This is a genomic window from Streptomyces sp. NPDC093510 (assembly GCF_040683555.1).
GTDB lineage: Bacteria > Actinomycetota > Actinomycetes > Streptomycetales > Streptomycetaceae > Streptomyces.
Map to the genome: position 1 here is coordinate 65,354 of NZ_JBFBEE010000002.1, position 22,694 is coordinate 88,047.

Consider the following 22,694-nt stretch of genomic DNA (forward strand, 5'->3'; position numbering starts at 1 on the left):
CCCATCAACTCCCCAGAGATGGCGGTCAGTTGTATCGTCTGGTCGTGACCCAGGAGAACGTTGCAGTGAACGGCAGCAGAAGACTCACACCTCAGGACATCGCCGACACCCTCCGCGACCGCATCCGGGCGGGCGACCTCAAAGCGGGAGAACGCCTGCCGACCCAGGCCGAGCTGGCCGGCGAGTTCGGCGTGGAACGCGGCACGGTGCGCCAGGCGCTGAAGCTGCTCCAGGGCGAGGGTCTCCTGTCCAACGTCAGCAAGGGAAGCCCGCCCCGGGTGGCCGACGCGGGACCCGCTCCGGCGAGCAGGGAGCCGCAGCCTTCGATGGTGGCGTTGGCGCCGCGGCTGGCGGAGGCGTTCGCGGAGCCCCACGTCCGGATCGACGTCGTCTCCTACACCGCCGAGACGCTGATGGTCGCGCTCGGCGAGCCGGTCCGGCTGATCCACGAGGGCCGCATCCGGCCGGAGTCGATCGACGTACGCATCCTGCTGCCGAGCAGCGACATCAAGTTGGCTTTTCCGGTGCCGGTCGAGACCGACGCGGAGAACCGGCAGCGGCTGCACCGGCGCTGGCTCGCCCAGCGCAACACCCAGGGCCAGGTGCTGCGGCACAACCTCCGCGCCCTGCGCTCCTCGCACGGCATCGACGTCCACGTGACGTTCCGCGCGCTGCCGTTCACCACGCCGGTCAAGATCTACCTGCTGAACGGGAGCGAGGCCCTGTTCGCCTTCTACTCGCCCCACCAGCAGAAGCTGGAGCTGGACGCGGCGGACGGCGGCGAGAGCGAGGTGGTGCACCTCTATGACGTGGGGGGTATCAAGGCGCCCGTCTTCTCCTTCGACAAGGCCGTGGCGGCATCGCGTGACGCGATGTTCGTCGAAGAGTCGCAGAAGTGGTTCGACGCACTCTGGGCAACCATCACGACTGACCTGACACTCTCTTAGGTGACTCCTGAATCGACGCAACCTGACGCGACCTGGTCCGAGACGGGCGACAGAGAGATCGGAATGCTCCGCGGTCTGACCGGCCCTGTCCGCTTCGTGCTCTTCGACTTCGACGGACCCATCTGCCGCCTCTTCGCCGGCCACTCGGCCGAGCGGGTGGCCAAGGACCTGGTCCTGTGGCTGGAGGAGAGAGGGCTGCACGGCCTCCTCACCGACGACGAGCGGCAGCTGGCCGACCCGTACGTCGTGCTGCGTGCCGTGGACCGGCGCCACCCCCGGAGCGACCTGGTCGACGAGCTGGAGGAGTGGCTCACCCGGCAGGAGCTGAACGCCGTGGCCTCCGCCTGGCCCACCGCGTACGCGGACAAGTTGATCCGCACGTGGACGGCGGTGGGCGTCCGGCTCGCCGTGACGACCAACAACGCGCCGTGGCCGGTCGAGAGTTACCTCGGAACGCGCGACCTCCTGCAGTGCTTCGCGCCCCACATCTACGGCCGCACCCAGAACCTCCGCCTGCTCAAGCCCGACCCGCACTGCGTGAACCGGGCCCTGACCGCCATGGGCGCGGACCCGGCCGCCACTCTCATGATCGGCGACGCGCCCTCGGACTGCGTGGCGGCGCGGCGGGCGGGCGTGCGCTTCCTCGGCTTCGCGCGGAACGAGCGCAAGGCGGGACTGCTGCGCGAGGCCGGCGCGGAACACCTGGTCGACTCCCTCGAACTGCTCTCCGAGGTCGTATACGCCGCAGGGGACACGAGGGCGCCGTAAAGAGGCCGGCAGGGGCAGTTGGGCGCCACGCCGAAGTCCACTATGTGGCAAGTGGCAGGAACGGTTCGGTGCACGGGATAACCTCTGCGCTCATGCCGTCACCTCCGCCTCGCACCCCCCACGAGGCGCCGAAGAGCGGTCGCCGCGAGTCGTGGATCCGACGCCTCGCCGACGCGCACCGGGATCACCCGGACCGCCAGGTCGTGGCCGGTCACCACAACATCAACTACGTCGTGCCGCTCGGCTGGTCCCTCGCCCTGCTGCTGCACACGATGCCCTTCCGGGCCCGGGTCAAGTGCCGGATGCCACGCGAGGCCGTGGAGGTGGTGCCGCGCATCTGGCGGAGCGAGCCGGAGCTTCTCGCCGTGGTGAGCAGGCACCTGAAGGAAGTCCCGCGCTGCCTGCGGGACTTCGGCGACTGGTCGCTGCACTCCTACCGGGCGGGGCGGGCGCTCTCCGAAGTGCAGCCCGAGGGGCCCATCGGGGAGCCGATGATGCGTTCCTTCGCCGAGTTCTTCGCCAGGACGGCGGCGGTGCCGGACGAGGAACTGCCGCCGAGGCCCGACGGCTGGCCGGAGTCCGGGCAGAGCCAGGAGTTCCTGCACTGGCTGATCGGCTTCACCGAGGACCGGGTCCACGGACCGAACCGCGCGCGGTTCGACCGCCTCTTCTCGGCCGTGGGTGTCCGCCCCGACGCCATGGCGGCCTTCCGCGACGACCCGGACCGCCCGCGGCTGACTCCCCGCCCCTTCTGCCTCCTGCACACCGACGTCCACCGCGCCAACGTCGTCGTCGACCGCAAGCAGCTGGCGGTGATCGACTGGGAGCTGGCCATGTACGGCGACCCCCTGCACGACCTCGCGACCCATCTCGTACGCATGGACTACGAGAAGGACGAGCAGATCCGGATGAAGGAGCTGTGGGAGGACGCGATGTGCCGTGCGGGCCATGTCGACATGACGGCAGGAATGACCACTGACCTGCCCGTCTACCTGGACTTCGAGTACGCCCAGTCCGTCTTCCCCGACGTGATGCGGGCCGCGCTCGATCTCACCGTGCTGCCGGACGAGCCGGACCGCGCCGACTTCGCGGGCGCGGCCGTCCGGGTCTGCCGGGCGGTGCGGCGGGCGGCCGAACCCCTGAGGCTGACCGCGGTACCCGACGAGGACCGCGCGGAGGAGGCTCTGCGCGAGTGGTACGCGGGTCCGTTCGGGCGCGCGCTGCCCGGGGCCCGCTGAACGCGGTCCCGCGGAGGGGCTCTACCGAGTCCGCTCACGCGTAGCGCGTCAGCCCGGTGCGGAGTTGGGTGTACGCGTTGTTCGCGGAGGTGATCGCGGACGGGTGGATCTCGGACGCGGGCTCGCCCGAGGCGATGCGGCGCCAGTTCTCCTCGGCGAGGACGCGCTGGACGGCGATGATCTGGGCGGCGGCGAGGCGGGTTTCGAGGGGGTTGCCGCCGTGGGCGGCCAGGAGCGCCGCGGCCAGGGCCTGTTCGGAGCGGTCCTGGTAGCCGTGGAGGCGGGCCACCAGGGACGGGGTGCCGTAGAGGAGGCGGTGGAAGGCCAGGACGGCGGGGGCGTCGCAGAGGCCGGTGACCGGGTCGTGGTGTTCCAGGCCGTCGAGGAAGTGGTGGTGCAGGGCGTCGATCGCCGTGGCCGCGCCACGGGCGGTGACCACGCGGGCCGCCTCGTCCTCGTGGTCGGCGAAGCGGTGGAGGACCAGGTCCTCCTTGGAGGGGAAGTAGCGGAACAGCGTCGGCTTGGAGACCTCGGCCGCCGCCGCCACCTCCGCGACGGACACCTTCTCGAAGCCCCGCTCCAGGAAGAGGGCGATCGCTGTCTCGGAGATCGCCTCGTACCTGCGCTGCTTCTTGCGTTCGCGCAGGCCTGGCGCGGCGGGCTTCGTGCTGTCGCTGGGCATGGGACGAGTCTAGCGGAAGTGAGATGGGGTTAGAAATTTAACTCGGTTACGTTTTCCTCTATCCTGTTGTCCATGACGACCGTCTCCGATGCCCTCGCCCAGGAACGCCGCTACCACGACGCCTGCCGCGCCGCCCTCGCCGGCATGGTCGAAGGCGCCGGGGAACAAGTGGTCGCGGGAGCCGACGTCTCCGCGTCCGGCGCCGATGCCGAAGTGCTCGGCTACCAGTTCCGCAGCCTCGCCAAAGCCATGCGCGAGCTCCCCGAAGCGCCGCTCTTCTTCGGGCGGCTGGACTTCGGCGCCGACCGCGACGCCGGTGATCACCGCGGGCAGCGCTACTACATCGGGCGGCTGCGCATCACCGAGCACCCCTCGGCCCCGCCCCTCGTCGTCGACTGGCGCGCCCCCGTCTCCCGCGCCTTCTACCAGGCAGGGGTCAGCGACCCGCGGGGCGTCGCCGTCCGCCGCCGGTTCGGCTGGGCACCCGGCAGCAAGGGCGACTCCGCCGACCTCACCGGGATGGAGGACGAGCCCCTGGGAGAAGGCGTGGGGGAGAGCAGCGGCCGACAGGAGAGCCGCATCCTCGCCGGGGAGATCGAGCGGCCCCGCGTCGGGCCCATGCGCGACATCGCCGCCACCATCCAGCCCGAGCAGGACGACCTCGTACGCGGTGAACTCGCCGGCTCCGTCTGTGTGCAGGGCGCCCCCGGCACGGGAAAGACCGCCGTCGGGCTGCACCGCGCCGCGTACCTGCTCTATACGCACCCCCAGCGCGTGCAGCGCTCCGGGCTCCTCATCCTCGGGCCCAACCGCACCTTCCTGCGCTACATCGCCGAAGTGCTGCCCTCACTCGGCGAGACCGGCGTACGGCAGTCCACCGTCCAGGACGAGATCGGGCGGCACCCCGTGCGCGCCCACGACGACGGGCCCGCCGCCCTCGTGAAGCACGACGCCCGGATGGCCGAGGTGCTGCGCCGCGCCCTGTACTCCCGCGTCGTGCCGCCCACGGAGCCCCTCGCGGTGCCGGACGGTTCGTACCGCTGGCGGGTGCCCCTCGGCGAATTGGAGCGGATCATCGAGGACGTGCGGGGCGAGGAGCCGCCCTACGCCGTCGGGCGGGAACGCGTGCGGAACCGGGCCGTCCGCGCCCTTCAGGAGCAGGCCGAGCGCCGGGCCGGGCCGCGGAACAACACCTGGGTGCAGAAGATCGGCAGGGCCCGGCCCGTCAGCGCCTTCGTGGACGGCGCCTGGCCCCGGGTCCGGGCCGACGAGGTGCTCGCCGGTCTGCTCGGTGACGCCGGCGCGCTCGCCGCGGCGGCCGACGGCGTCCTCGACGGTGAGGAGCAGCGGGCGATCCTGTGGGCCGGGCCCCCGCGCTCGTACAAGTCCGCCAAGTGGAGCGCCGCCGACCTGGTGCTGCTGGACGAGATCGAGGGTCTGCTCGAACGGCCCGCGGGATACGGGCACATCGTCGTCGACGAGGCCCAGGACCTGTCGCCCATGGAGTGCAGGGCCATCGCGCGCCGCGCCGGTTTCGGCTCGCTGACCGTCCTCGGCGATCTCGCGCAGGCCACCACCCCCTGGGCGGCCCGCGGCTGGCCCGAGCTGCTCGCGCACCTCGGCAAGCCCGATGCCGAGGTGACGGCCCTGACCACCGGGTTCCGCGTGCCGCGCGCCGTCGTCGGGCTCGCCAACCGGCTGCTCGGACGGCTCGACGTGGACGTACCGCCCGCCCGGTCGCTGCGGGCCGACGGTGAGTTGAGGGTGCGGGAGGTGGCGGACTCGGCGGAGGTGGAGGTCGCCGTCGTCGGGGCGGTGCGGGACGCGCTCCGGCGGGAGGGGTCCGTCGGGGTGATCGCCGCGGACCGTCGCGTCGAGCGGGTGCGCGCCGCCCTGGACGCGGCGGGCGTCGGGGCCGCGGGACCCGACGAGCCGGGCGCCCGGGTGACGGTGCTGCCCGCGTCGGTCGCCAAGGGACTGGAGTACGACCACGTCGTCGCCGTCGAACCCGCCGACATCGCGGACGCCGAACCGCGCGGCCTGCACCGGCTGTACGTCGTCCTGACCAGGGCGGTCTCCCGCCTCGACGTGCTGCACAGCCGGCCGCTGCCCTGGGAGGCGTAGGAACAGCACCACCGAACCGCACCACCGAACCGCACCACCGGCCGGGCGCTGCGTCAGCGGTCCAGGACCGCCTCCATGACGGCCTTCGCGATCGGCGCCCCCAGCTTGCCGCCGGCGATCTCCGAGCGCGGGATGTCCATGTTGGACGGGTCGACGAAGACGGCGACCGCGACGGGCGACTCGCCCTCGCTGTTCTTGGCATAGGAGACGAACCACGCGTACGGGCGCTCGTCGTTGACGTCCGCGCCGTGCTGGGCCGTGCCGGTCTTGCCGCCGACCGTGACGCCGTCGATCCGCGCCTTGTTCGCGGTGCCGTTCTCGACGGTGTTCTCCATCATCTCCTGCACCGTCTTCGCGGTCTTCTCCGAGACGGCCTGGTTCAGCTCGTGCGGCTCGCCCTTCTCGATCGCCGAGAGGTCCGGGCCGCGCAGCTCCTCGACCATGTACGGCTTCATGACCCGGCCGTCGTTGGCGAGGCCCGCGGTGACCATCGCCATCTGCATCGGGGTGCTGGTCAGGCTGCCCTGGCCCATGCCGGTCAGCGCGGTCTGCGGCTTGTCGAGCTCCTTCGGATAGCTGCTGGCGACCGCGCGCACGGGCACGAACTGCTCTTTGTTGAACCCGAACTTCTCCGCCGTCTCGCGCATCTTGTCCTTGCCGAGCTTGTCCGCCACGTCGAGGAAGACGTTGTTGCAGGACCACTGCATGCCCGTCTTCAACGACACCTTGTCGCAGTTGGCGTCGGGCACGTCGTTGCCGATGCGGGTGGAGCTGAGGGGCAGCTTGTACGGGGTCTCGGCGCCCGTCGGTTTGTCGATGTCCGTCACCGTGCCGTGCTCCAGGACGGCGGCCGCGGTGAGGATCTTGAAGGTGGAGCCTGGCGGATAGATCTCGCGCAGCGCGCGGTTGCTCAGCGGCTTGTCCTTGCGCTTCTCGAGCTCCTTGAACTTCTTGCCCTCCGCCTGCGAGATGCCCGCGAAGACGGAGGGGTCGTACGAAGGAGTGCTGGCCAGGGCGAGCACCTTGCCGGTGCGGGGGTCGAGGGCGACGACGGCACCCTTGGCGTTCAGCTTCACCAGACCGTCGTACGCGGCCTTCTGCGCCTTGGCGTCGATGGTCGTGACGACGTCGCCGCCCTGCTGCTTCTTGCCGGTCAGCATGTCCAGGGTGCGCTTGATGAAGAGCCGGTCGTCGTTGCCGCTGAGGATGCCGTTGTGGACGCCCTCCAGGAAGGTGGCGCCCTGCGCCTGCGAGAAGTAGCCCGTCACCGGCGCGTACATCGGGCCCTCCTTGAAGGTCCGCTTGTACGCGAAGTCGGTGCCCGACGTCTTCGTCGAGCCGGTGATGGACTTGCCGCCGACGATGATGTCGCCCCGGGGGTGGGAGAACGCCTCGATCTGCACACGGCGGTTCTTGTCGTGGTTGGCCAGGTCGTCGTTCTCCGCGAACTGCACCCATGTCGCCCGCAGCAGCAGGGCGAGCGTGAGGATCCCGCAGAAGATGGCTATGTGCCGCAGCGGACGATTCATGGGTGGCTTCCCCCGGTGCCGGTGATCGAACCCTTCCGTTCCATCCTGACCTCTCGCGCCCCGGCACGGGGGTGGAACACGCGTAACTATCGCGCTACAGGGTTCCGCAGCACCTCGATCACGCTCGCGTAGCTGTCCTGTCCGTGGCCCTTGGCGGCCGCCCGCTCCATCGTCGACTTCAGGAGTCCGGGCAGCGTGTCGTCGACGCCCCGCGCCCGCGCGGCGTGGACGAGGTGGTCGATCGTCGCGATCTGTACGTCGACGGTGGCGTCGTCCCCCGGATAGCGCCCGGCGTCCACCTGGGGCGCGTACGTCGTCATGAACCCGGAGACCGCGCCGGTCAGCCAGCGCAGGGCGACACGGGTGAACTCCGTGGCCGAGGGCCCGTCGGCGGTCACCATGGCGGTGCCGTGCAGCCAGCCGGTGAACGTCGCCCACATCAGGCCGAGCAGCGCGGAGTCGTACAGCGAGGCGAGGCCCGGCCGCGCGCCCAGGTAGAGCGGGTCGCCGAGCGCGGCGAGGACGGGGCGGTGGGCGTCCAGCACGTCCTCCGAGCCGCTGTAGAGGAACATCATCTCGGGGTTCCCGACGCCCGGCGGGGTCGTCATGATGCCGCCGTCGAGATAGCCCGCGCCGTGCGCGTCCGCCCAGGCGGCCATCGCGTCGGCCTGCTCCGGTGATCCGGAGGTGAGGTTGACCAGGGACTTCCCTGCCAGGCCGCCCGCTTCGGCCAGCGGGTCGAGGACGGTGTGCAGGGCGTCGTAGTCGAGTACGCAGGCGAGTACGAGCCCGCTCGCGGCGACGGCCTCCTCCGGGGTCGAGGCCACGTGCGCACCGCGGTCGGCCAGCGGCTTCGCCTTCTCCGGGGAACGGTTCCAGACGGTGGTGGGGTGACCGCGGTCCCGGAGGGCGGCGGCGAGCGCGGAACCCATGTTGCCCAGACCGATGACGGTCACGGGGGCGGGGCTGGGTGCGGGGGCGGGGGTGGTGCCGGCGCCGGCGTCGGCGCTTGTGCTTGTGGTCTGTGCGTTCATGGGGATCACGCTCGCAGGACGGCGTCGGGCCCGACAGTGACAGTGGTGACGGCGGTCACCAAATTCCTGCCAGGCCCCGCGGACGGCCCGGATCGTCGTACGCTCCGGACATGAGCGCTGGTTCCGTCGCGGTCGTCGTGGCCGATGAGATCGGCATCCCGTCCTGGGACCTGTACGAACTGAGCATCCCGATCACGGTGTTCGGCAAGCCGCAGCCCGACCTCGCCGACCACTGGTACGACCTGCGGCTGTGCGCGACACGTGAACCGGGCTCCGGGAGCGGTGACTTCGGCATCGCGCTCCGCACCCCGTACGGGCTGGAAGGGCTCGTGGGTGCCGACACCGTCATCGTGACCTCCGTGCCCGACGCCTGCGTCGAGGAGGGCGAGCCGATGCCGGACGGGCTCTGCGACGCCCTGCGCGCGGCCCACGCGGGCGGCGCCCGCATGGTCTCCCTCTGCACCGGCGCCTTCGCGCTCGCCGATGCGGGCATCCTCGACGGCCGCAGGGCCACCGCCCACTGGATGCACACCGCCCAACTGGCGGCCCGCCACCCGAAGGTGACCGTCGACGACTCCGTCCTCTACGTGGACGACGGCGACGTCCTGACCAGCGCGGGCCTCACCGCCGGGCTCGACCTCTGCCTCCACCTGGTCCGCCGCGACCTCGGGGCGCACGTCGCCAACCAGCTGGCACGGCGCATGGTCGTGCCCGCCCACCGGCCGGGCGGACAGGCCCAGTTCATCGACCTGTCCGTGCCGGAGACGGACGACGAGGGCCTCGGCCCCGTCCTGGAGTGGGCCCGCGCGCACCTGGACCGACCCCTGACCGTCGACGACCTGGCGCGGCGGGCGGCGATGAGCCCCCGCACCTTCTACCGCCGCCTCCAGGCGGCCACCGGCACGACGCCGCTCCAGTGGCTGCTCAACCAGCGCCTCGCACGCGCCCAGAGCCTCCTGGAGACCACGGACCTGCCGGTCGAGAAGGTGGGCGAGCTGAGCGGCCTCGGCACGGCGAACAACCTCCGCCACCACTTCCTCAAGCAGGTCGGGGTGTCACCCGGCGACTACCGGCGCTCCTTCTTCGCCCGCCCGGCCGCCTGATCACCCGCCCGGCCGCTTGATCACCCGCCGAGCTGCCTGACCATGTTCGTGATCGCGGTGATCTGCCTGCCGCCCTTCTCCGCGTACTTGGTGTCGCCGCCGTAGCCCCACCAGTTCCAGCAGCCGCGCGGATTGTCGAGGGAGGTGGTGGCCTGCGGGTACAGGACGATCATGCGGTTGGTGTCGGCGTACTCGTTCAGATGGGCCTGGCCCATGAACGTGTCGCCGATCTGGCCGTACGTCTGCTGGCAGCCGTGCAGCGCGACCATCAGGCGGCACGGGCCGCCGGACCCGGCAGCGCACGCCTTCGGGACGTACGCGAAGCCGTCCCTGCCCATGCTGACCGCGGCCGCGCTGCCACCCGGAACGTGGCGGTTCTGGTCGAAGCGGACGAGGGTGCCGTCGAGCGGCGCGGTGGTGGCGGGGTTCACCGGGGCGCCGAAGAGGTGCGTGAGCATGGCGCGTTGGGGATCGGTGCCGCAATTGTTCACGTAGGGCGAGGCGGTGCTCGTGCAGGACACCTTGCCGAGCGGGGAGACCCAGGCGTGGCCCGCCGCCGAGGACGTGTCGTACGCGACGTCCGCGCCGAAGTCCCGGTGGTAGGCGGCCAGATCGTCGTTGACCGGGCGGTCGACGGTCCGGTCGTTGCCGCCGTGGTACAGCCAGACCGGGTCGCCGGACAGGTTCGCCACCGGGTCGACACGGCCGGCCGCCGCGCGCTCCCTGGTCGACTGCTCCAGCTGCGCCGGGGTCCTGCGCGGCATGAACGTGCCCATGCAGGCGTAGAGGGCGGTGTTGACGCTGCCCTGGGCGCAGTCGTAGGCGCCGGCGCTGAAGATCCCGGCACCCTCGAAGAGGGCGGAGTGCGCGACGTGCAGCTGGTCGGCGAGATATCCGCCGGACGAGACGCCGGACACGTACGCCGCCTCGATCGTGTGCGGGCGCAGTTCACCGGGGGTGGGAGCGGGGACGGCGGCCGTGGCGACGGTCGTGCCGCCGAGCACGAGGGCGAAGGCGGCGGAGGCCACGGTGAGAAGGGTGCGGAGTGGCCGGGGCGGCCGGGGCGTCTTTCTGTACGTCGTCCAGTACGTCGTCCTGTACGTCGTGCAGTACGTCGTCCGGTACGTCGTCATGAGTGCCTCCGGGGGAGGGGGTGGAAGCCGTCATCCTGGAGGCTCGGGGCGGGGGCGGCGAGGTGGGCGGGGGCCACTCCGTGGGGGCGGGGGGTGTGGGGCGGCGCCACGGGAGCGCGGGGCGGGGCGGGGCGGGGTGGGTGGCCGGGGAGGGTGCCCGCAGGCGCGGGAAAGCCGTGCCCGCTTCCGTTCCTGTGCCTGTGCCTGTGCCTGTGCCCGTTCCTGTGCCCGTTCCCGTTCCCGCTTCCGTTCCCGTGTCCGTCAGCGGACCGTCAGGCTTCCCGAAGCGGCTCGGAGCACAGTCGTTCCTGTTCAGCGGCCGACGGAACGACGCGGCGCGCACACGCGACAGGGAGCACACGATGACCACCCTCACCGGCGCCACCTTCACCAGCGCCGGCCGCACCAGCGCCGGCCGCACCAGCGCCGGCCGCACCAGCGCCGGCCGCACCAGCGCCGGCCGCACCAGCACCGGCCGCACCAGCAACGGCCCCGGCACCACCGCCATCGGCACCACCGCCATCGGCGCCACCGCCATCGGCACCCCGCTCCTCCAGCCCACCCGCCTCGGCGGCCTCCCCCTCCCCAACCGCCTCGTCATGGCGCCGATGACCCGCAACCGTGCCTCCGCCGACGGTGTCCCGCTGCCGGTGATGGCCACGTACTACGCCCAGCGCGCCTCCGCGGGCCTGATCATCGCCGAGGCGTCCACGCCGAACGCGGTCGGCCAGACGTACGCGAACATCACGGCGATCCACGACGACGCGCACGTCGCCGGGTGGCGGCGGGTCACCGACGCGGTGCGCGACGCGGGCGGCCGGATGTTCCTGCAGATCCAGCACGGCGGCTGCGTCGGGCACCCGGACAACAGCGGGCTCACGCCGGTCGCGCCCTCGCCCGTCCCGCTGCCCGACACCATCCACACGCCCAGCGGGCACCAACCGGCCGTCGTACCGCGGGAGATGACGGCCGAGGACATCCGCGGGACCGTCGCGGACTTCGCGTCCGCCGCCCGCCGCGCCGTCGACGCGGGCTTCGCCGGTGTCGAGGTGCACGCGGCCAACGGCTACCTCCTCCAGCAGTTCCTCGCCCGCAACACCAACCACCGCACCGACGCCTACGGCGGTCCCGTCGCACACCGCGTCCGCTTCGTCGCCGAGGTCGTGCGGGCCGTCGTCGCGGAGATCGGCGCCGGGCGGGTCGGGGTGCGCATCGCGCCCGGCATCACCGTGAACGGCATCGAGGAGGGCGACACCGAGGACATCTACCCGGCGCTCGTCGACGCGCTCAAGGACATCGGCGAACTCGCCTACCTGCACGTCGTCTTCGCCGACCCGGACAGCGCCCTCTTCCGCCGCATCCGCGCGAGCTGGCCGGGCACGCTCATCGCCAATCCGGTCCTGGGCTGGGGCGGACCGCTCCCCGCCGACGGCGGCAGGCGCGCGGGCGAGCGGCTGCTCGCGGCCGGGGCCGACCTGGTGTCGCTGGGCCGCGCCTTCCTCGCCAACCCCGACCTGGTCGAGCGGATGCGGATCGGGGCGCCGCTGAACCCCGTACAGGACAAGGGCCAGATGTACGTGGGAGGGGCCGCGGGCTACACGGACTACCCGACGCTGCGGGAGGCGGAGGCGGAGGCGGGCTCCGCCGCCCCGGCCCCCCTCAGCGGCGCCGGCTCAGTCCTGTAGCTCCACCACGTCGGCGATCACGCAGCTGACGTTGTCGGGGCCGCCCAGGCCGTTGGCCAGCTCGACGAGTTCCCGTACGGCCTGCTCGGGGTCGTCGGCCGTGGTGACCACCCGCCGCACCTCCGCGTCCGGGACGACCGTGGAGAGTCCGTCGGAGCAGAGCAGGTAGCGGTCGCCGGGGCGGGCGTCGTGCAGGCGCAGTTCGGGGGCGGCGTCGGTGCCCTGCGTGAGGGCCCGGAGCAGCAGCGAACGCTGGGGGTGGGAGGAGGCTTCCTCCGGCGTGATGCGGCCTTCGTCGAGCAGGGACTGCACCAGCGTGTGGTCGTGGGTGATCTGGAAGAACTCCCCGTCGCGCAGGAGGCAGGCGCGGGAGTCACCGATGTGGACGAGGGCGAGCTGCGATCCGGTCCAGAGCATCGCGGTGAGCGTCGTACCGTCGGTGGGCGTCGTACCGTCCTCCTGCGGAGAACCGGTGACACCGTCCACGGCACGCCGGGCCTGCTCGATCGCGTCCTCCAGGACGTTGAGGAGGCTGCCCGCGGGGATCGTCTCGGTCTCCAGGCGCTTGAGCGTGTCGACGGCCGCGGCACTCGCGGGCGCCCCGCCGCGGCCGAACCCGTCGGCGACGGCGAGCAGCCGGTCACCGGCGTACGCGGTGTCCTGGTTGCTCTCGCGGACGAGGCCGGTGTCGGACAGCGCGGCGTAGCGGATGCGCAGGCCGCGGGGAGCGGGGGACGTGGTGGAGGAGTGGGTGAGGGGATGGGTGAAGGGATGGGTGGCAGACATGGCGGGGTCCTTCCAGGACAAGTGATCGACGAGGAAGGCGGCCAGGTCCCGCCGGGCGGCGGTCTCGGCCTCGACCTGTGCCCAGTACGCCCGTACCTCCTGGGCAGCCGCGCCGACGCCGGTGCCGTCGCCCGCGTCCAGCGTGCAGACGTGCTGGATGCGGGCGAGCGGCATGCCCAGGCGGCGGAGCCAGGCGACGAGCCGGGCCCGGTCGAGCTGGTCCGGGGAGTACAGGCGGTAGCCGGTCACGGGGTCGACGCGGGCCGGGGGCAGCAGGCCGAGCTCGTCGTAGAGACGCAGTGCCTTCGGCGACAGCCGGGAAGCCTTCGCGAACGCCCCGATGGTCAGCATTCCCGTTCCCGTTCCCGTTCCCGTTTCCATGCCCATGGCGGCCCGCCCCCTTCCTCGTCCGGGCGGTTCGCCCGGCCCCACCGATGCTGTGGCTTCCCCCAAGGTGAAGGTCAACCGCCTGACCGCCCAAACGCCTAACCGCCTACTTGGCGCTCGTACGCGCCTGGTTGAAGCGGAGCATGTTGCCCGCCGGGTCGCGGAAGGCGCAGTCGCGCACCCCGTACGGCTGGTCCATCGGCTCCTGGAGGACCTCGCCGCCCGCGGCACGGATGCGTTCGAAGGCGGCGTCGCAGTCGTCGGTGCGGAAGTTGACGCCGCGGAGCATGCCCTTGGCCATCAGCTCGGCGACCGCCAGCCGGTCGGCCTCCGGGGCGTTCGGGTCCGCGAGCGGCGGTTCGAGGACGATCTCGACGCCCGGCTGCGAGGGCGACGCGACGGTCACCCACCGCATCCCCTCGAAACCGACGTCGTTGCGCACCTCGAAACCGAGTACGTCGCGGTAGAAGGCGAGAGCCTTGTCGTGGTCGTCGACGGCGATGAAGCACTGTGCGAGTTCGATGTTCATGCGGACCACGCTAGGCACTCTCGTCGGGCTTCGCTTCTCCGTTCCTGACCGGCCTGGTGCGGAGTTTCGCGATGCAGGGCGTGACGGCGGCGATGTCGCCGTGGTCGCGGGCACGGTAGGCGCTCGGGCTCTCGCCGACCAGCTCCGTGAAGCGCGAACTGAACGAGCCCAGCGACGTACAGCCCACCTCGAAACAGACCTCGGTGACGCTGAGGTCGCCGCGCCGCAGCAGCGCCTTGGCCCGCTCGATCCGGCGGGTCATGAGGTAGCTGTACGGCGTCTCGCCGTAGGCCGCGCGGAAGCTGCGGGAGAAGTGGCCCGCCGACATGAGGGCACCCCGTGCCAGCGCCGGGACGTCCAGGGGCTGCGCGTAGTCGCGGTCCATCCGGTCGCGGGCCTGGCGCAGTCGGACGAGGTCGGAGAGGGGTACACGGGGCACGTGGCCCACGGTACAGACAGCCCGGCGCCCCGGGCAGCCGTCTGTGGCTGTGCCGGGGCGCCGGTGAAGCCCGCCGGTCAGACCGGTCAGTTAGACCGGTCAGTTAGACCGGTCAGTCAGGCCGGTCAGTCAGGCCGGGCAGGTCAGCTGCCCACGTACCCCGCGAGGTGCTCGCCCGTGAGGGTCGAGCGGGAGGCGACGAGATCGGCGGGCGTGCCCTCGAAGACGATCTTTCCGCCGTCGTGCCCCGCGCCGGGACCGAGGTCGATGATCCAGTCGGCGTGCGCCATGACCGCCTGGTGGTGCTCGACGACGATGACCGACTTGCCCGAGTCGACGAGCCGGTCCAGGAGGCCGAGCAGCTGCTCGACGTCGGCGAGGTGGAGGCCGGTGGTCGGCTCGTCCAATACGTAGACACCGCCCTTGTCGCCCATGTGCGTCGCCAGCTTCAGCCGCTGCCGCTCGCCGCCGGACAGCGTGGTGAGCGGCTGGCCGAGGCTGAGGTAGCCGAGTCCGACGTCGGCGAGGCGCCGCAGGATGCGGTGGGCCGCGGGGGTGTGCGCCTCGCCCGACCCGGACCCGGAGCCGGAACCTGACCCCGAGCCGGAACCCGACCCCGAGCCGGAACCCGACCCCGAGCCGGAACCTGACCCCGAGCCGGACCCCGAGCTCGACCCCGACCCCGACCCCGAGCCGGAGCCGGGGCCGAAGAACTCCTCCGCCTCGGCCACCGACATCGCGAGAACCTCGCTGATGTCGCGGCCGCCGAGCCGGTACTCCAGCACCGACGCCTGGTACCGCCTGCCCTCGCAGTCCTCGCAAGGGGTCGCGACGCTCGCCATCATCGCCAGGTCGGTGTAGATGACGCCGGCGCCGTTGCACGTAGGGCAGGCGCCCTCCGAGTTCGCGCTGAACAGGGCCGGCTTCACGCCGTTGACCTTCGCGAACGCCTTGCGGATCGGGTCGAGCAGCCCGGTGTACGTCGCGGGGTTGCTGCGCCGCGAGCCGCGGATCGGGGTCTGGTCGACCGCCACCACGCCCGCGTCGGCCGGGATCGACCCGTGCACGAGCGAGCTCTTGCCGGACCCGGCGACGCCGGTGACGACGGTGAGCACGCCGAGCGGGATGTCGACGTCGACACCGCGCAGGTTGTGCGCGCTCGCGCCGCGGATCTCCAGCGCCCCGGTGGGCTCGCGCACGCTGTCCTTCAGCGAGGACCGGTCGTCGAAGTGTCGTCCTGTGACGGTGTCGGAGCCCCGCAGGCCGTCGACCGTGCCCTCGAAGCAGACGGTGCCGCCGCCCGTGCCGGCGCCGGGACCGAGGTCGACGACGTGGTCGGCGATCGAGATGGTCTCCGGCTTGTGCTCCACGACGAGGACGGTGTTGCCCTTGTCCCGCAGCCGCAGCAGCAGGCCGTTCATCCGCTGGATGTCGTGGGGGTGCAGGCCGATGGTGGGTTCGTCGAAGACGTACGTGACGTCGGTGAGCGAGGAGCCGAGGTGGCGGATCATCTTGACGCGCTGTGCCTCACCGCCCGACAGGGTGCCCGAGGGGCGGTCCAGCGACAGATACCCGAGCCCGATCTCCACGAACGAGTCGAGGGTCTGCTGCAGCGCGGTGAGCAGCGGCGCCACGGTCTCGTACGCGCCCTTCGAGGACCCCGCGGACGAGGCCGTGAGGCCGCGGACCCACTCGGCCAGGTCCCTGATCTCCATCGCGCAGACGTCGGCGATGCTCTTCCGCTGGATCTTCGACGAGCGGGCGCCCTCGCTGAGGCGCGTGCCGTCGCACCCGGGGCAGGCGGTGAAGGTGACCGCGCGCTCCACGAAGGCCCGGATGTGCGGCTGCATCGACTCCTTGTCCTTGGACAGGAACGACTTCTGGATCTTGGGGATGAGCCCTTCGTAGGTGAGGTTGACGCCGTTGACCTTCACCTTGACCGGCTCGCCGTACAGGAAGGACTCCAGCTCCTTCTCGGTGTACTCGCGGATCGGCTTGTCCGGGTCGACGAAGCCAGACTGCGCGTACACCTGCACCGTCCACTGGCTGTCCGACTTCCAGCCGGGGATGGTGAACGCGCCCTCCGCCAGCGACTTGGAGTCGTCGTAGAGCTGGGTGAGGTCGATGTCGGAGACCGTGCCGCGGCCCTCGCAGCGCGTGCACATGCCGCCGGTGCGCTGGAACGTCGCCTTCTGCGCCTTGGTCTTGTCGCCGCGCTCCACGGTGATCGCGCCGCTCGCCCGGACCGAGGCGGTGTTGAAGGAGTAGGCGCTGGGCGGGCCGATGTGCGGCTCGCCGAGCCGGCTGAAGAGGATGCGGAGCATCGCGTTGGCGTCGGTGGCCGTGCCGACCGTGGAGCGGGGGTCGCCGCCCATCCGCTGCTGGCCGACGGTGATGGCGGTGGTGAGACCGTCGAGCACGTCGACCTCGGGCCGCGCGAGGGTCGGCATGAAGCCCTGGACGAAGGCGCTGTACGTCTCGTTGATCAGCCGCTGCGACTCCGCTGCGATCGTGTCGAACACCAACGAGCTCTTGCCGGAACCAGAGACACCGGTGAACACCGTGAGACGGCGCTTCGGGATCTCGATGCTGACGTCCTTGAGGTTGTTCTCCCGGGCGCCGTGCACGCGGATCAGATCGTGACTGTCGGCGGCGTGGGTCTGCGGTTCCGTCTGTCTTGCCTTGCTCATCGTGGTCGTCTCCATCGAGGTCCGGCACGCGGCGTCGTGCGAGCTCACGCTATCCGCGGCGCGGGACGGACGCTTCTCGATTCCTGACGACAGCTGAAGCAAAGGACCGGAGCAGAAAGCTCCGGAGCAAAAAAGAAAGGCAAACCGGAGCAAAAAAGAAGGGCAAAGAGGGATACGCACTCCTTGCCACTCTCAATTTATAGCGCACAGGGGGCCTTGCGGCAAGGCCCCGGTCGTCCTGCAGAATCTCCGCTCGTGGCCACGACAAGGCCGCAACTCGTGGCCACGACAAGGCCGCAAGGAGAACGACAAATGGGGGATTACATGGTCGACGTGATCGTCGCCGGCGGCGGCCCGACCGGTCTGATGCTGGCCGCCGAACTGCGGTTGCAGGGCGTGCGCGTCCTCGTGCTGGAGAAGGAGACGGAACCGACCAAGCAGTCCCGTGCGCAGGGGCTGCACGTGCGCAGCATCGAAGTGATGGCCCAGCGCGGCCTGCTGGAGCGCTTCCTCCCGCTCGGCAGGCAGTTCACGGTCGGCGGCTTCTTCGCGGGCCTGGGCAAGACCTGGCCCGACCGCCTCGACACCGCGCATTCGTACGTCCTCGCCGTCCCGCAGGAGATCACCGAGCGCCTGCTCGCCGAGCGCGCCGCCGAGCTCGGCATCGAGGTCCGGCGCGGCTGCCAAGTGACGGGGCTGAGCCAGGACGACGACGGGGCGACCGTCGAACTGGCCGACGGCACCCGGCTGCGCTCGCGCTACGTCGTCGGCTGCGACGGCGGCCGCAGCACGGTGCGCAAGCTGCTCGGCGTCGGCTTCCCCGGTGAGCCGAGCAGGGCCGAGACGCTGCTCGGCGAGATGGAGGTGACTGTCTCGCCGGAGGAGCTGGCGGAGGTGGTGGCCGAAGTCCGCAAGACCCAGCTGCGGTTCGGCGCCATGCCTCTGGGGGAGGGGACGTACCGCGTCATCGTGCCCGCGGCCGGCGTCTGCGAGGACCGGGCGACGCCGCCGACCCTGGACGACTTCCGGCAGCAGTTGCGGGCGTTCGCGGGCACCGACTTCGGCGTGCACTCCCCGCGCTGGCTCTCCCGCTTCGGCGACGCCACCCGGCAGGCCGAGCGCTACCGGGTGGGCCGGGTGTTCCTGGCGGGCGACGCCGCGCACATCCACCCGCCGACCGGCGGGCAGGGGCTCAACCTCGGCATCCAGGACGCGTTCAACCTCGGCTGGAAGCTGGCCGCCGCGGTCAACGGCTGGGCGCCGGAAGGGCTGTTGGACAGCTACCACGACGAGCGGCACCCGGTGGCCGCCGACGTCCTGGACAACACCCGCGCGCAGATGCAGCTGATGTCCCCGGAGCCGGGCCCTCAGTCGGTGCGCAGGCTCCTCGCGGAACTGATGGACTTCGAGGAGGTGAACCGGTACCTCATCGAGAAGATCACCGCGATCGGCGTCCGCTACGACTTCGGCGAGGGCCACGAACTCCTCGGCCGCAGGCTGCGGGACGTACAGCTGAAGCGGGGCCGTCTCTACGACCTGACGCACGACGGCCGCGGCCTGCTGCTCGACCAGACAGGACGCCTCTCGGTGGAGGGCTGGTCGGACCGGATCGACCACGTCGTCGACGTCAGCGAGGAACTGGACGCCCCGGCGGTGCTGCTGCGCCCCGACGGCCACGTGGTGTGGGCCGGCGACGACCAGCAGGACCTCCTCCGCCGGCTGCCGGAGTGGTTCGGTGAGGGGCAGGGCGGGTGACGACGAGGCGTCCGGTTCTCTCACTCCTGTGCTGACAGGACGTCGCGGAGAGCGAGAGGGGAGCGGCCGGTCAGCTGGGCGTAGTCGTTTCCGACGCGATCCCAGCGCTGCTCGCGCACCGAGGCGAACATGGACGAAAAGGCGTAGAGCCACCAGGGGTCCAGGCCGGTCGCCGCAGTCTCGGCACAGTACGTGTCGGCCGGGATGTCCACGTAGGCGACAGGCGTCTCCCACGCATCCGCCGCGATCGCGGCGATGCCCGCCAGGTCCACCGACTCGGGCCCCGTGATGTCATGGTGACGGCCGGTCGGCTCACCCATCGCGAGTGCGGCGAGGGCGCGGGCCACGTCCTCGCGCGCCACCAGGGAGATCCGGCCATCCGCTGCGGGGAGCCTCAGCCGCCCCGTCGCTCGTGCCTCGTCGAGCCAGGCCCGGAAGAACTCCACGTACAGCGAAGCCCTGGCGAACGAGCACGGGACTCCGGAGGCCAGCAGCAGCTCTTCGGTGAGCCCGTTGACCACGGCGTAGCAGAACGGGGACGCCGTGTCGGCGTCCACGCTGCTCAGCGCCGCGACATGGCCGACGCGCTCGGCCGCCACGGCGGCGACGACGTTGCGGTGGTGCAGCAGCGCCCTCGCGTCGGGCCCGTCACTGGAGACGAAGACGAGAGTGTCCACGCCCTTCAACGCCGCACGCAGAGCGGGTGGATCGGCGTAATCGGCGACGGCGACCTCCACCTGCGGCGGCATCGCCTCGGCAGGCAGCTTCCGCCGGGTCATCGCGACCACGTCCACGTCGGCCCGGCCCGCGAGCAACTGCACCACCCGTCGCCCCAGACTGCCCGCCGCCCCCGTCACCGCGATACGCATCGTTGCCCCCGTCGCCCAGTCATCAGTCGCACAACCGTAGCCAGCCGAGCGCGGCAGCGGCTCGGGAGGAGAGGGAGACAGGACAACAGGTCAGTGGCGGGTGCCCTGTCTCAGTTAAGTGTGGGGGCCGGGGGCCTGGCACGCCTGGGATCGATGCGGCGGTAGCGTGATCGTCATGACGGCTGAGGGCGAGGAGCTGGTCGGCGGCATGGTGAACGCAGGGGCGGTCTTCCGCCGTGGTGCGCTGGTGGAGCGCCCGGCGCCGCGCAACGCGCGCGCCCTGCACGAGTACCTCCTTGCCCTGAAGGAGCACGGCTTCGACGCGGCGCCGACGCCTGTCGGTCTTACCGAGGACGGCCGTGAACAGCTCACCTTCATACCCGGAGACGTGGCTCTGCCACCGTTCGCGGACTGGGCGATGACGAAGACCGCCCTGGAATCGGTGGGGAGCCTGCTGCGGCGCCTGCATGAAACCAGCGCGGCCATCGAGGTCGACACCCGTGCCGGGTGGCCGGGGGACCTGGCCGATCCGGAGGGGGGAATGATGCTGTGCCACAACGACGTGTGCCCGGACAACGTCGTCTTCCGTGACGGCCGTGCCGCTGCCCTGATCGATTTCGACCTGGCAGCTCCGGGCCGTCCCCTCTGGGACGTCGCCATGACCGCCCGCTACTGGGTGCCCCTGGTCGATCCCGCATCCGCAGCCGCCTTCTACCCCTCCGGGTTGGATGCACCCGCGCGGCTGCGGGTCCTTGCCGACAGCTACGGCCTTTCGCCGCAGGACCGCGCCGAGCTGTTCGGCGTCATCGAGCAGGCCACCGACGTCTGCCGGGCCTTCGTCGCCCGCCGCGTGGCTGACGGCGACCCCGTATATCTCCAGGCACTGGCCGAACGTGGTGGGTGGGAACGCTGGGACCGCATGCAGACCTGGCTGGCGGAGCGCCGCGAGATGTTCACGGCCGCCCTGCTGAACTGACCGCCCGGAGCTGCGAGGTGGTGGTGCTGAGCCATGTGCGGCTGGTGCCTCGCAGGGGTGCCCGGGCAGCGACCTCCGGGCGGAGCACCCGCGGATGGCGGTAGCCGGCCGGCCACCGCACGTTCACCATCAGCACCGTCTCCGGAGGCCCCACCCGCACGAAGCCCCAGCCCACCGACCGGCAGGACGCCGCCGTCACCGTGAACTTCGCCGCGTCATCCGGCCCGATCCGCTCGTCCGGCAGCACGTCCACCACCAAGCCCGTGCCGTCGGCGCGGCGGACGAAGAAGTCCGGCGTATGCCGCACCCGCTTTCATGACTACAGAAGAGCGGGACTGCCTACACATCGCGGAAACAGGACATCAGTTGTCCGGTCGCAGATATCTCCGGGTACGGCGTCCCTCCGACCTGCAGTGCCCGGGCTTGGGGTGAGACGCCCAGCGTGCCCGGCGTCTCGAAGAACTCCGGGCAACTTCCGGTGCGGGCGTCCGACCGGAGAGACGGCGACGCCCGCGACCAGCGCGGATGGCTACCGCGCCCGGACGGCGATGAAGGATCCATCGTGCAGCGGGGTCTCCGTCAGCAGATAGCGCTGCGGGCGGCCGTCGACGAGGAAGATGACGGAATGGCCCGACGGGTGGGCGCTGAGACGCTGGGCTGGGCGGCCGTCGGGATCCGTGGTAGAGAGCAGGGTGTAGCAGCGGAGCACGGGCGGTCCTTCCGGCAGGGGGCTGACCACCCCTTCGGTGGCTCGCTGGCCCCGGGACAGCAGGCGGCGTGCTGCTGCGCCGCCCCCGCGTAGTCCACTCAGGACCAGGGCTGCGACGAGTGCGTCCGTCGTGTCGGACAGTGCATTGGTGAGCAGGGAGAGCAGGGAGAGCAGGGACACGAGAACCTCGCAGAAGTGGGTGACGCCCGCCGCTCTGACGGGCGTCACCCACTAGGCCTGATGCGGGGGTTAGCTGCGCAACCCTCGTCTCGTTAGGCCTCTTTGTCCGTGGAGGCCAGCACACGGGGAACGTCGTCCTCGGCGGCCCAGCCGGACGGAGCCAACCCCGACGGGGCGTCCTCGTCGCCCCAGCCAACAGGTGCGGAGGCAGGCAGGTCCTTCGCGGCATCCTCCAAGCGGTACTCGGTGTCCTTGCGGTTCACGGCGGCGTAGCTGCGTCGCTGGTCGGCGTTCTCGCGGTGTTCAACAGCGAGTTCCGGCTCCGCGATGACCAATGCGTCGTACACGAGGGCCAGTTGCTCGTACAGGTCGGCCGCGGCCGTGGAATTGGCGGCGCGCTTGAGGTGCTCCAGGCGGTCGGCCGGAGCCTTGATGTAGTGCTCCTTGTTGCGGGTGATGTCGCGTTCCAGATCCTGGCACCGGGCGTGGAGTTCCCGGGCCCGGGCGCGGCGGGCCTCCTGCGCTCCCGCGGAATGCGGGTGACGTACCGCATCGAGCCCTGCGGACACCGCATCGGTACGGCTCTTCGGGTCGATGTGGGCGAAGGACGTGTCCAGGGAGTGCGCCCGGTCGCTGGCGGAGTACTCCTTCATGCCCATGGCGGCGCTGCGCCCCAGGTGGGACCAGGACTTGACGGCCTGGTTCCAGCGCTGGTGGGCGGACTGTTTGGTGGTGCCGGCGACGGTGGCAAGTTCCTCCCAGGTGGTGCCGCGCTCGCGCTCGGCAACGACGGCCGCCTCGACGGCAGTGGAGGCGACCCGTGCCAGGTGGAGGGCCTGGCTCAGGAGTGCGCCGGCGGGCGCATGCGGGTCGACTGGGACGAGGTCAGCTCCCGTCTGGGCGACGTGCAGGGCGGTGGCGGCGAGGTGGAGACGGGACTCGTCGCGAGGGGAAAGCAGGGGCGGCAGACTGCGGGCGGCCTCGGACGAGGCGTCGGGTGAAGTGGTCACCACGTCAATGTAGGCCTGACGCTATCGAATCGTCAGGGTTTTCACGACAAATAAGGTGTGTCAAGTAAAGCCTGACGGTTCTTAGTGTCAGGAGAAACCTGACGCGGTAGCTATGCGTTCT

Annotated in this window: 20 protein-coding genes; 8 read left to right on the top strand and 12 right to left on the bottom strand. The window is 71.2% G+C overall.

Features of this window, described 5'->3' with window-relative positions:
* Nucleotides 1–38 precede the first annotated feature (38 nt).
* The 3 genes from AB0N81_RS02580 (at nt 39) to AB0N81_RS02590 (ending at nt 2,953) form a co-directional block, all read left to right on the top strand.
* On the top strand, nt 39–947 hold the full coding sequence (locus tag AB0N81_RS02580) for a winged helix-turn-helix domain-containing protein (RefSeq protein ID WP_365355643.1): 909 nt from the start codon (nt 39–41) through the stop codon (nt 945–947).
* Nucleotides 948–1,010: 63 nt separating this feature from the next.
* Nucleotides 1,011–1,715 (top strand): HAD family hydrolase, encoded by a 705-nt coding sequence (locus AB0N81_RS02585; protein ID WP_365355645.1) that lies wholly within the window; start codon nt 1,011–1,013, stop codon nt 1,713–1,715.
* Between the two features lie 92 nt (nt 1,716–1,807).
* A complete protein-coding gene (locus tag AB0N81_RS02590; protein WP_365354964.1) occupies nt 1,808–2,953 on the top strand; it encodes an aminoglycoside phosphotransferase family protein in 1,146 nt (381 codons plus the stop codon).
* A gap of 34 nt (nt 2,954–2,987) precedes the next feature.
* Here AB0N81_RS02590 and AB0N81_RS02595 read toward each other — a convergent pair whose 3' ends face one another.
* Nucleotides 2,988–3,635 carry a TetR/AcrR family transcriptional regulator gene (locus AB0N81_RS02595; protein ID WP_365354966.1) on the bottom strand — a complete coding sequence of 216 codons (648 nt, stop codon included), beginning with the start codon at nt 3,633–3,635 and terminating at the stop codon, nt 2,988–2,990.
* Between the two features lie 72 nt (nt 3,636–3,707).
* On the opposite strand from AB0N81_RS02595, the gene AB0N81_RS02600 reads away from it, so the two are divergent.
* On the top strand, nt 3,708–5,759 hold the full coding sequence (locus tag AB0N81_RS02600; RefSeq protein ID WP_365354968.1) for an AAA family ATPase: 2,052 nt from the start codon (nt 3,708–3,710) through the stop codon (nt 5,757–5,759).
* 53 nt (nt 5,760–5,812) lie between these two features.
* Here the strand turns inward: AB0N81_RS02600 and AB0N81_RS02605 are convergent, their stop codons facing one another.
* Nucleotides 5,813–7,288, bottom strand: a complete 1,476-nt coding sequence (locus AB0N81_RS02605) for a penicillin-binding protein 2 (RefSeq protein WP_365354970.1) — start codon at nt 7,286–7,288, stop codon at nt 5,813–5,815.
* 86 nt (nt 7,289–7,374) lie between these two features.
* Entirely contained in the window at nt 7,375–8,322 is a 948-nt protein-coding gene (locus AB0N81_RS02610; RefSeq protein WP_365354972.1) for an NAD(P)-binding domain-containing protein, read from the bottom strand.
* A gap of 110 nt (nt 8,323–8,432) precedes the next feature.
* Between AB0N81_RS02610 and AB0N81_RS02615 the strand changes: the two genes are divergently transcribed.
* Nucleotides 8,433–9,425, top strand: a complete 993-nt coding sequence (locus AB0N81_RS02615) for a helix-turn-helix domain-containing protein (protein ID WP_365354974.1) — start codon at nt 8,433–8,435, stop codon at nt 9,423–9,425.
* Between the two features lie 20 nt (nt 9,426–9,445).
* Here AB0N81_RS02615 and AB0N81_RS02620 read toward each other — a convergent pair whose 3' ends face one another.
* A complete protein-coding gene (locus AB0N81_RS02620) occupies nt 9,446–10,558 on the bottom strand; it encodes a PHB depolymerase family esterase (protein ID WP_365354976.1) in 1,113 nt (370 codons plus the stop codon).
* A 521-nt stretch (nt 10,559–11,079) separates the two neighbouring features.
* On the opposite strand from AB0N81_RS02620, the gene AB0N81_RS02625 reads away from it, so the two are divergent.
* On the top strand, nt 11,080–12,243 hold the full coding sequence (locus AB0N81_RS02625) for an alkene reductase (RefSeq protein WP_365355647.1): 1,164 nt from the start codon (nt 11,080–11,082) through the stop codon (nt 12,241–12,243).
* Here the strand turns inward: AB0N81_RS02625 and AB0N81_RS02630 are convergent.
* From AB0N81_RS02630 to AB0N81_RS02645, 4 genes are all read right to left on the bottom strand, one after another.
* Entirely contained in the window at nt 12,232–13,416 is a 1,185-nt protein-coding gene (locus AB0N81_RS02630) for a MerR family transcriptional regulator (protein WP_365354978.1), read from the bottom strand. The two genes, AB0N81_RS02625 and AB0N81_RS02630, sit on opposite strands and share 12 nt — an antisense overlap.
* A gap of 106 nt (nt 13,417–13,522) precedes the next feature.
* On the bottom strand, nt 13,523–13,945 hold the full coding sequence (locus tag AB0N81_RS02635) for a VOC family protein (RefSeq protein WP_365354980.1): 423 nt from the start codon (nt 13,943–13,945) through the stop codon (nt 13,523–13,525).
* A 10-nt stretch (nt 13,946–13,955) separates the two neighbouring features.
* A complete protein-coding gene (locus tag AB0N81_RS02640; protein ID WP_365355649.1) occupies nt 13,956–14,330 on the bottom strand; it encodes a helix-turn-helix transcriptional regulator in 375 nt (124 codons plus the stop codon).
* A 197-nt stretch (nt 14,331–14,527) separates the two neighbouring features.
* Entirely contained in the window at nt 14,528–17,074 is a 2,547-nt protein-coding gene (locus AB0N81_RS02645; protein WP_365354982.1) for an excinuclease ABC subunit UvrA, read from the bottom strand.
* Between the two features lie 324 nt (nt 17,075–17,398).
* Between AB0N81_RS02645 and rox the strand changes: the two genes are divergently transcribed.
* Nucleotides 17,399–18,829 carry a rifampin monooxygenase gene (gene rox, locus AB0N81_RS02650; protein ID WP_365355650.1) on the top strand — a complete coding sequence of 477 codons (1,431 nt, stop codon included), beginning with the start codon at nt 17,399–17,401 and terminating at the stop codon, nt 18,827–18,829.
* 20 nt (nt 18,830–18,849) lie between these two features.
* On the opposite strand, the gene AB0N81_RS02655 is transcribed toward rox, so the two are convergent.
* Entirely contained in the window at nt 18,850–19,698 is an 849-nt protein-coding gene (locus AB0N81_RS02655) for an NAD(P)H-binding protein (RefSeq protein ID WP_365354984.1), read from the bottom strand.
* Between the two features lie 175 nt (nt 19,699–19,873).
* On the opposite strand from AB0N81_RS02655, the gene AB0N81_RS02660 reads away from it, so the two are divergent.
* Complete coding sequence (locus AB0N81_RS02660; protein WP_365354986.1) at nt 19,874–20,674, top strand: phosphotransferase; 801 nt, start codon at nt 19,874–19,876, stop codon at nt 20,672–20,674.
* On the opposite strand, the gene AB0N81_RS02665 is transcribed toward AB0N81_RS02660, so the two are convergent.
* The 3 genes from AB0N81_RS02665 to AB0N81_RS02675 all read right to left on the bottom strand — a co-directional run bounded on the left by AB0N81_RS02665 (nt 20,652) and on the right by AB0N81_RS02675 (nt 22,573).
* On the bottom strand, nt 20,652–20,981 hold the full coding sequence (locus AB0N81_RS02665; protein WP_365354988.1) for a hypothetical protein: 330 nt from the start codon (nt 20,979–20,981) through the stop codon (nt 20,652–20,654). The two genes, AB0N81_RS02660 and AB0N81_RS02665, sit on opposite strands and share 23 nt — an antisense overlap.
* Before the next feature lie 222 nt (nt 20,982–21,203).
* Nucleotides 21,204–21,611: a hypothetical protein gene (locus AB0N81_RS02670; protein ID WP_365354990.1), complete on the bottom strand. Its 408-nt coding sequence runs from the start codon at nt 21,609–21,611 to the stop codon at nt 21,204–21,206.
* A gap of 44 nt (nt 21,612–21,655) precedes the next feature.
* Nucleotides 21,656–22,573, bottom strand: a complete 918-nt coding sequence (locus tag AB0N81_RS02675; RefSeq protein WP_365354992.1) for a hypothetical protein — start codon at nt 22,571–22,573, stop codon at nt 21,656–21,658.
* Nucleotides 22,574–22,694: the final 121 nt, after the last annotated feature.

What these genes read in the sequence shown, in the direction of transcription:
- AB0N81_RS02595 (WP_365354966.1), bottom strand. Translation starts at nt 3,635, where the DNA reads ATGCCCAGCGACAGCACGAAGCCCGCCGCGCCAGGCCTGCGCGAACGC.
- AB0N81_RS02610 (WP_365354972.1), bottom strand. Translation starts at nt 8,322, where the DNA reads ATGAACGCACAGACCACAAGCACAAGCGCCGACGCCGGCGCCGGCACC.
- AB0N81_RS02600 (WP_365354968.1), top strand. Translation starts at nt 3,708, where the DNA reads ATGACGACCGTCTCCGATGCCCTCGCCCAGGAACGCCGCTACCACGAC.
- AB0N81_RS02605 (WP_365354970.1), bottom strand. Translation starts at nt 7,288, where the DNA reads ATGAATCGTCCGCTGCGGCACATAGCCATCTTCTGCGGGATCCTCACG.
- AB0N81_RS02615 (WP_365354974.1), top strand. Translation starts at nt 8,433, where the DNA reads ATGAGCGCTGGTTCCGTCGCGGTCGTCGTGGCCGATGAGATCGGCATC.
- AB0N81_RS02640 (WP_365355649.1), bottom strand. Translation starts at nt 14,330, where the DNA reads ATGGACCGCGACTACGCGCAGCCCCTGGACGTCCCGGCGCTGGCACGG.
- AB0N81_RS02630 (WP_365354978.1), bottom strand. Translation starts at nt 13,416, where the DNA reads ATGGGCATGGAAACGGGAACGGGAACGGGAACGGGAATGCTGACCATC.
- rox (WP_365355650.1), top strand. Translation starts at nt 17,399, where the DNA reads ATGGTCGACGTGATCGTCGCCGGCGGCGGCCCGACCGGTCTGATGCTG.
- AB0N81_RS02660 (WP_365354986.1), top strand. Translation starts at nt 19,874, where the DNA reads ATGACGGCTGAGGGCGAGGAGCTGGTCGGCGGCATGGTGAACGCAGGG.
- AB0N81_RS02590 (WP_365354964.1), top strand. Translation starts at nt 1,808, where the DNA reads ATGCCGTCACCTCCGCCTCGCACCCCCCACGAGGCGCCGAAGAGCGGT.
- AB0N81_RS02585 (WP_365355645.1), top strand. Translation starts at nt 1,011, where the DNA reads ATGCTCCGCGGTCTGACCGGCCCTGTCCGCTTCGTGCTCTTCGACTTC.
- AB0N81_RS02635 (WP_365354980.1), bottom strand. Translation starts at nt 13,945, where the DNA reads ATGAACATCGAACTCGCACAGTGCTTCATCGCCGTCGACGACCACGAC.
- AB0N81_RS02620 (WP_365354976.1), bottom strand. Translation starts at nt 10,558, where the DNA reads ATGACGACGTACCGGACGACGTACTGCACGACGTACAGGACGACGTAC.
- AB0N81_RS02645 (WP_365354982.1), bottom strand. Translation starts at nt 17,074, where the DNA reads ATGAGCAAGGCAAGACAGACGGAACCGCAGACCCACGCCGCCGACAGT.
- AB0N81_RS02655 (WP_365354984.1), bottom strand. Translation starts at nt 19,698, where the DNA reads ATGCGTATCGCGGTGACGGGGGCGGCGGGCAGTCTGGGGCGACGGGTG.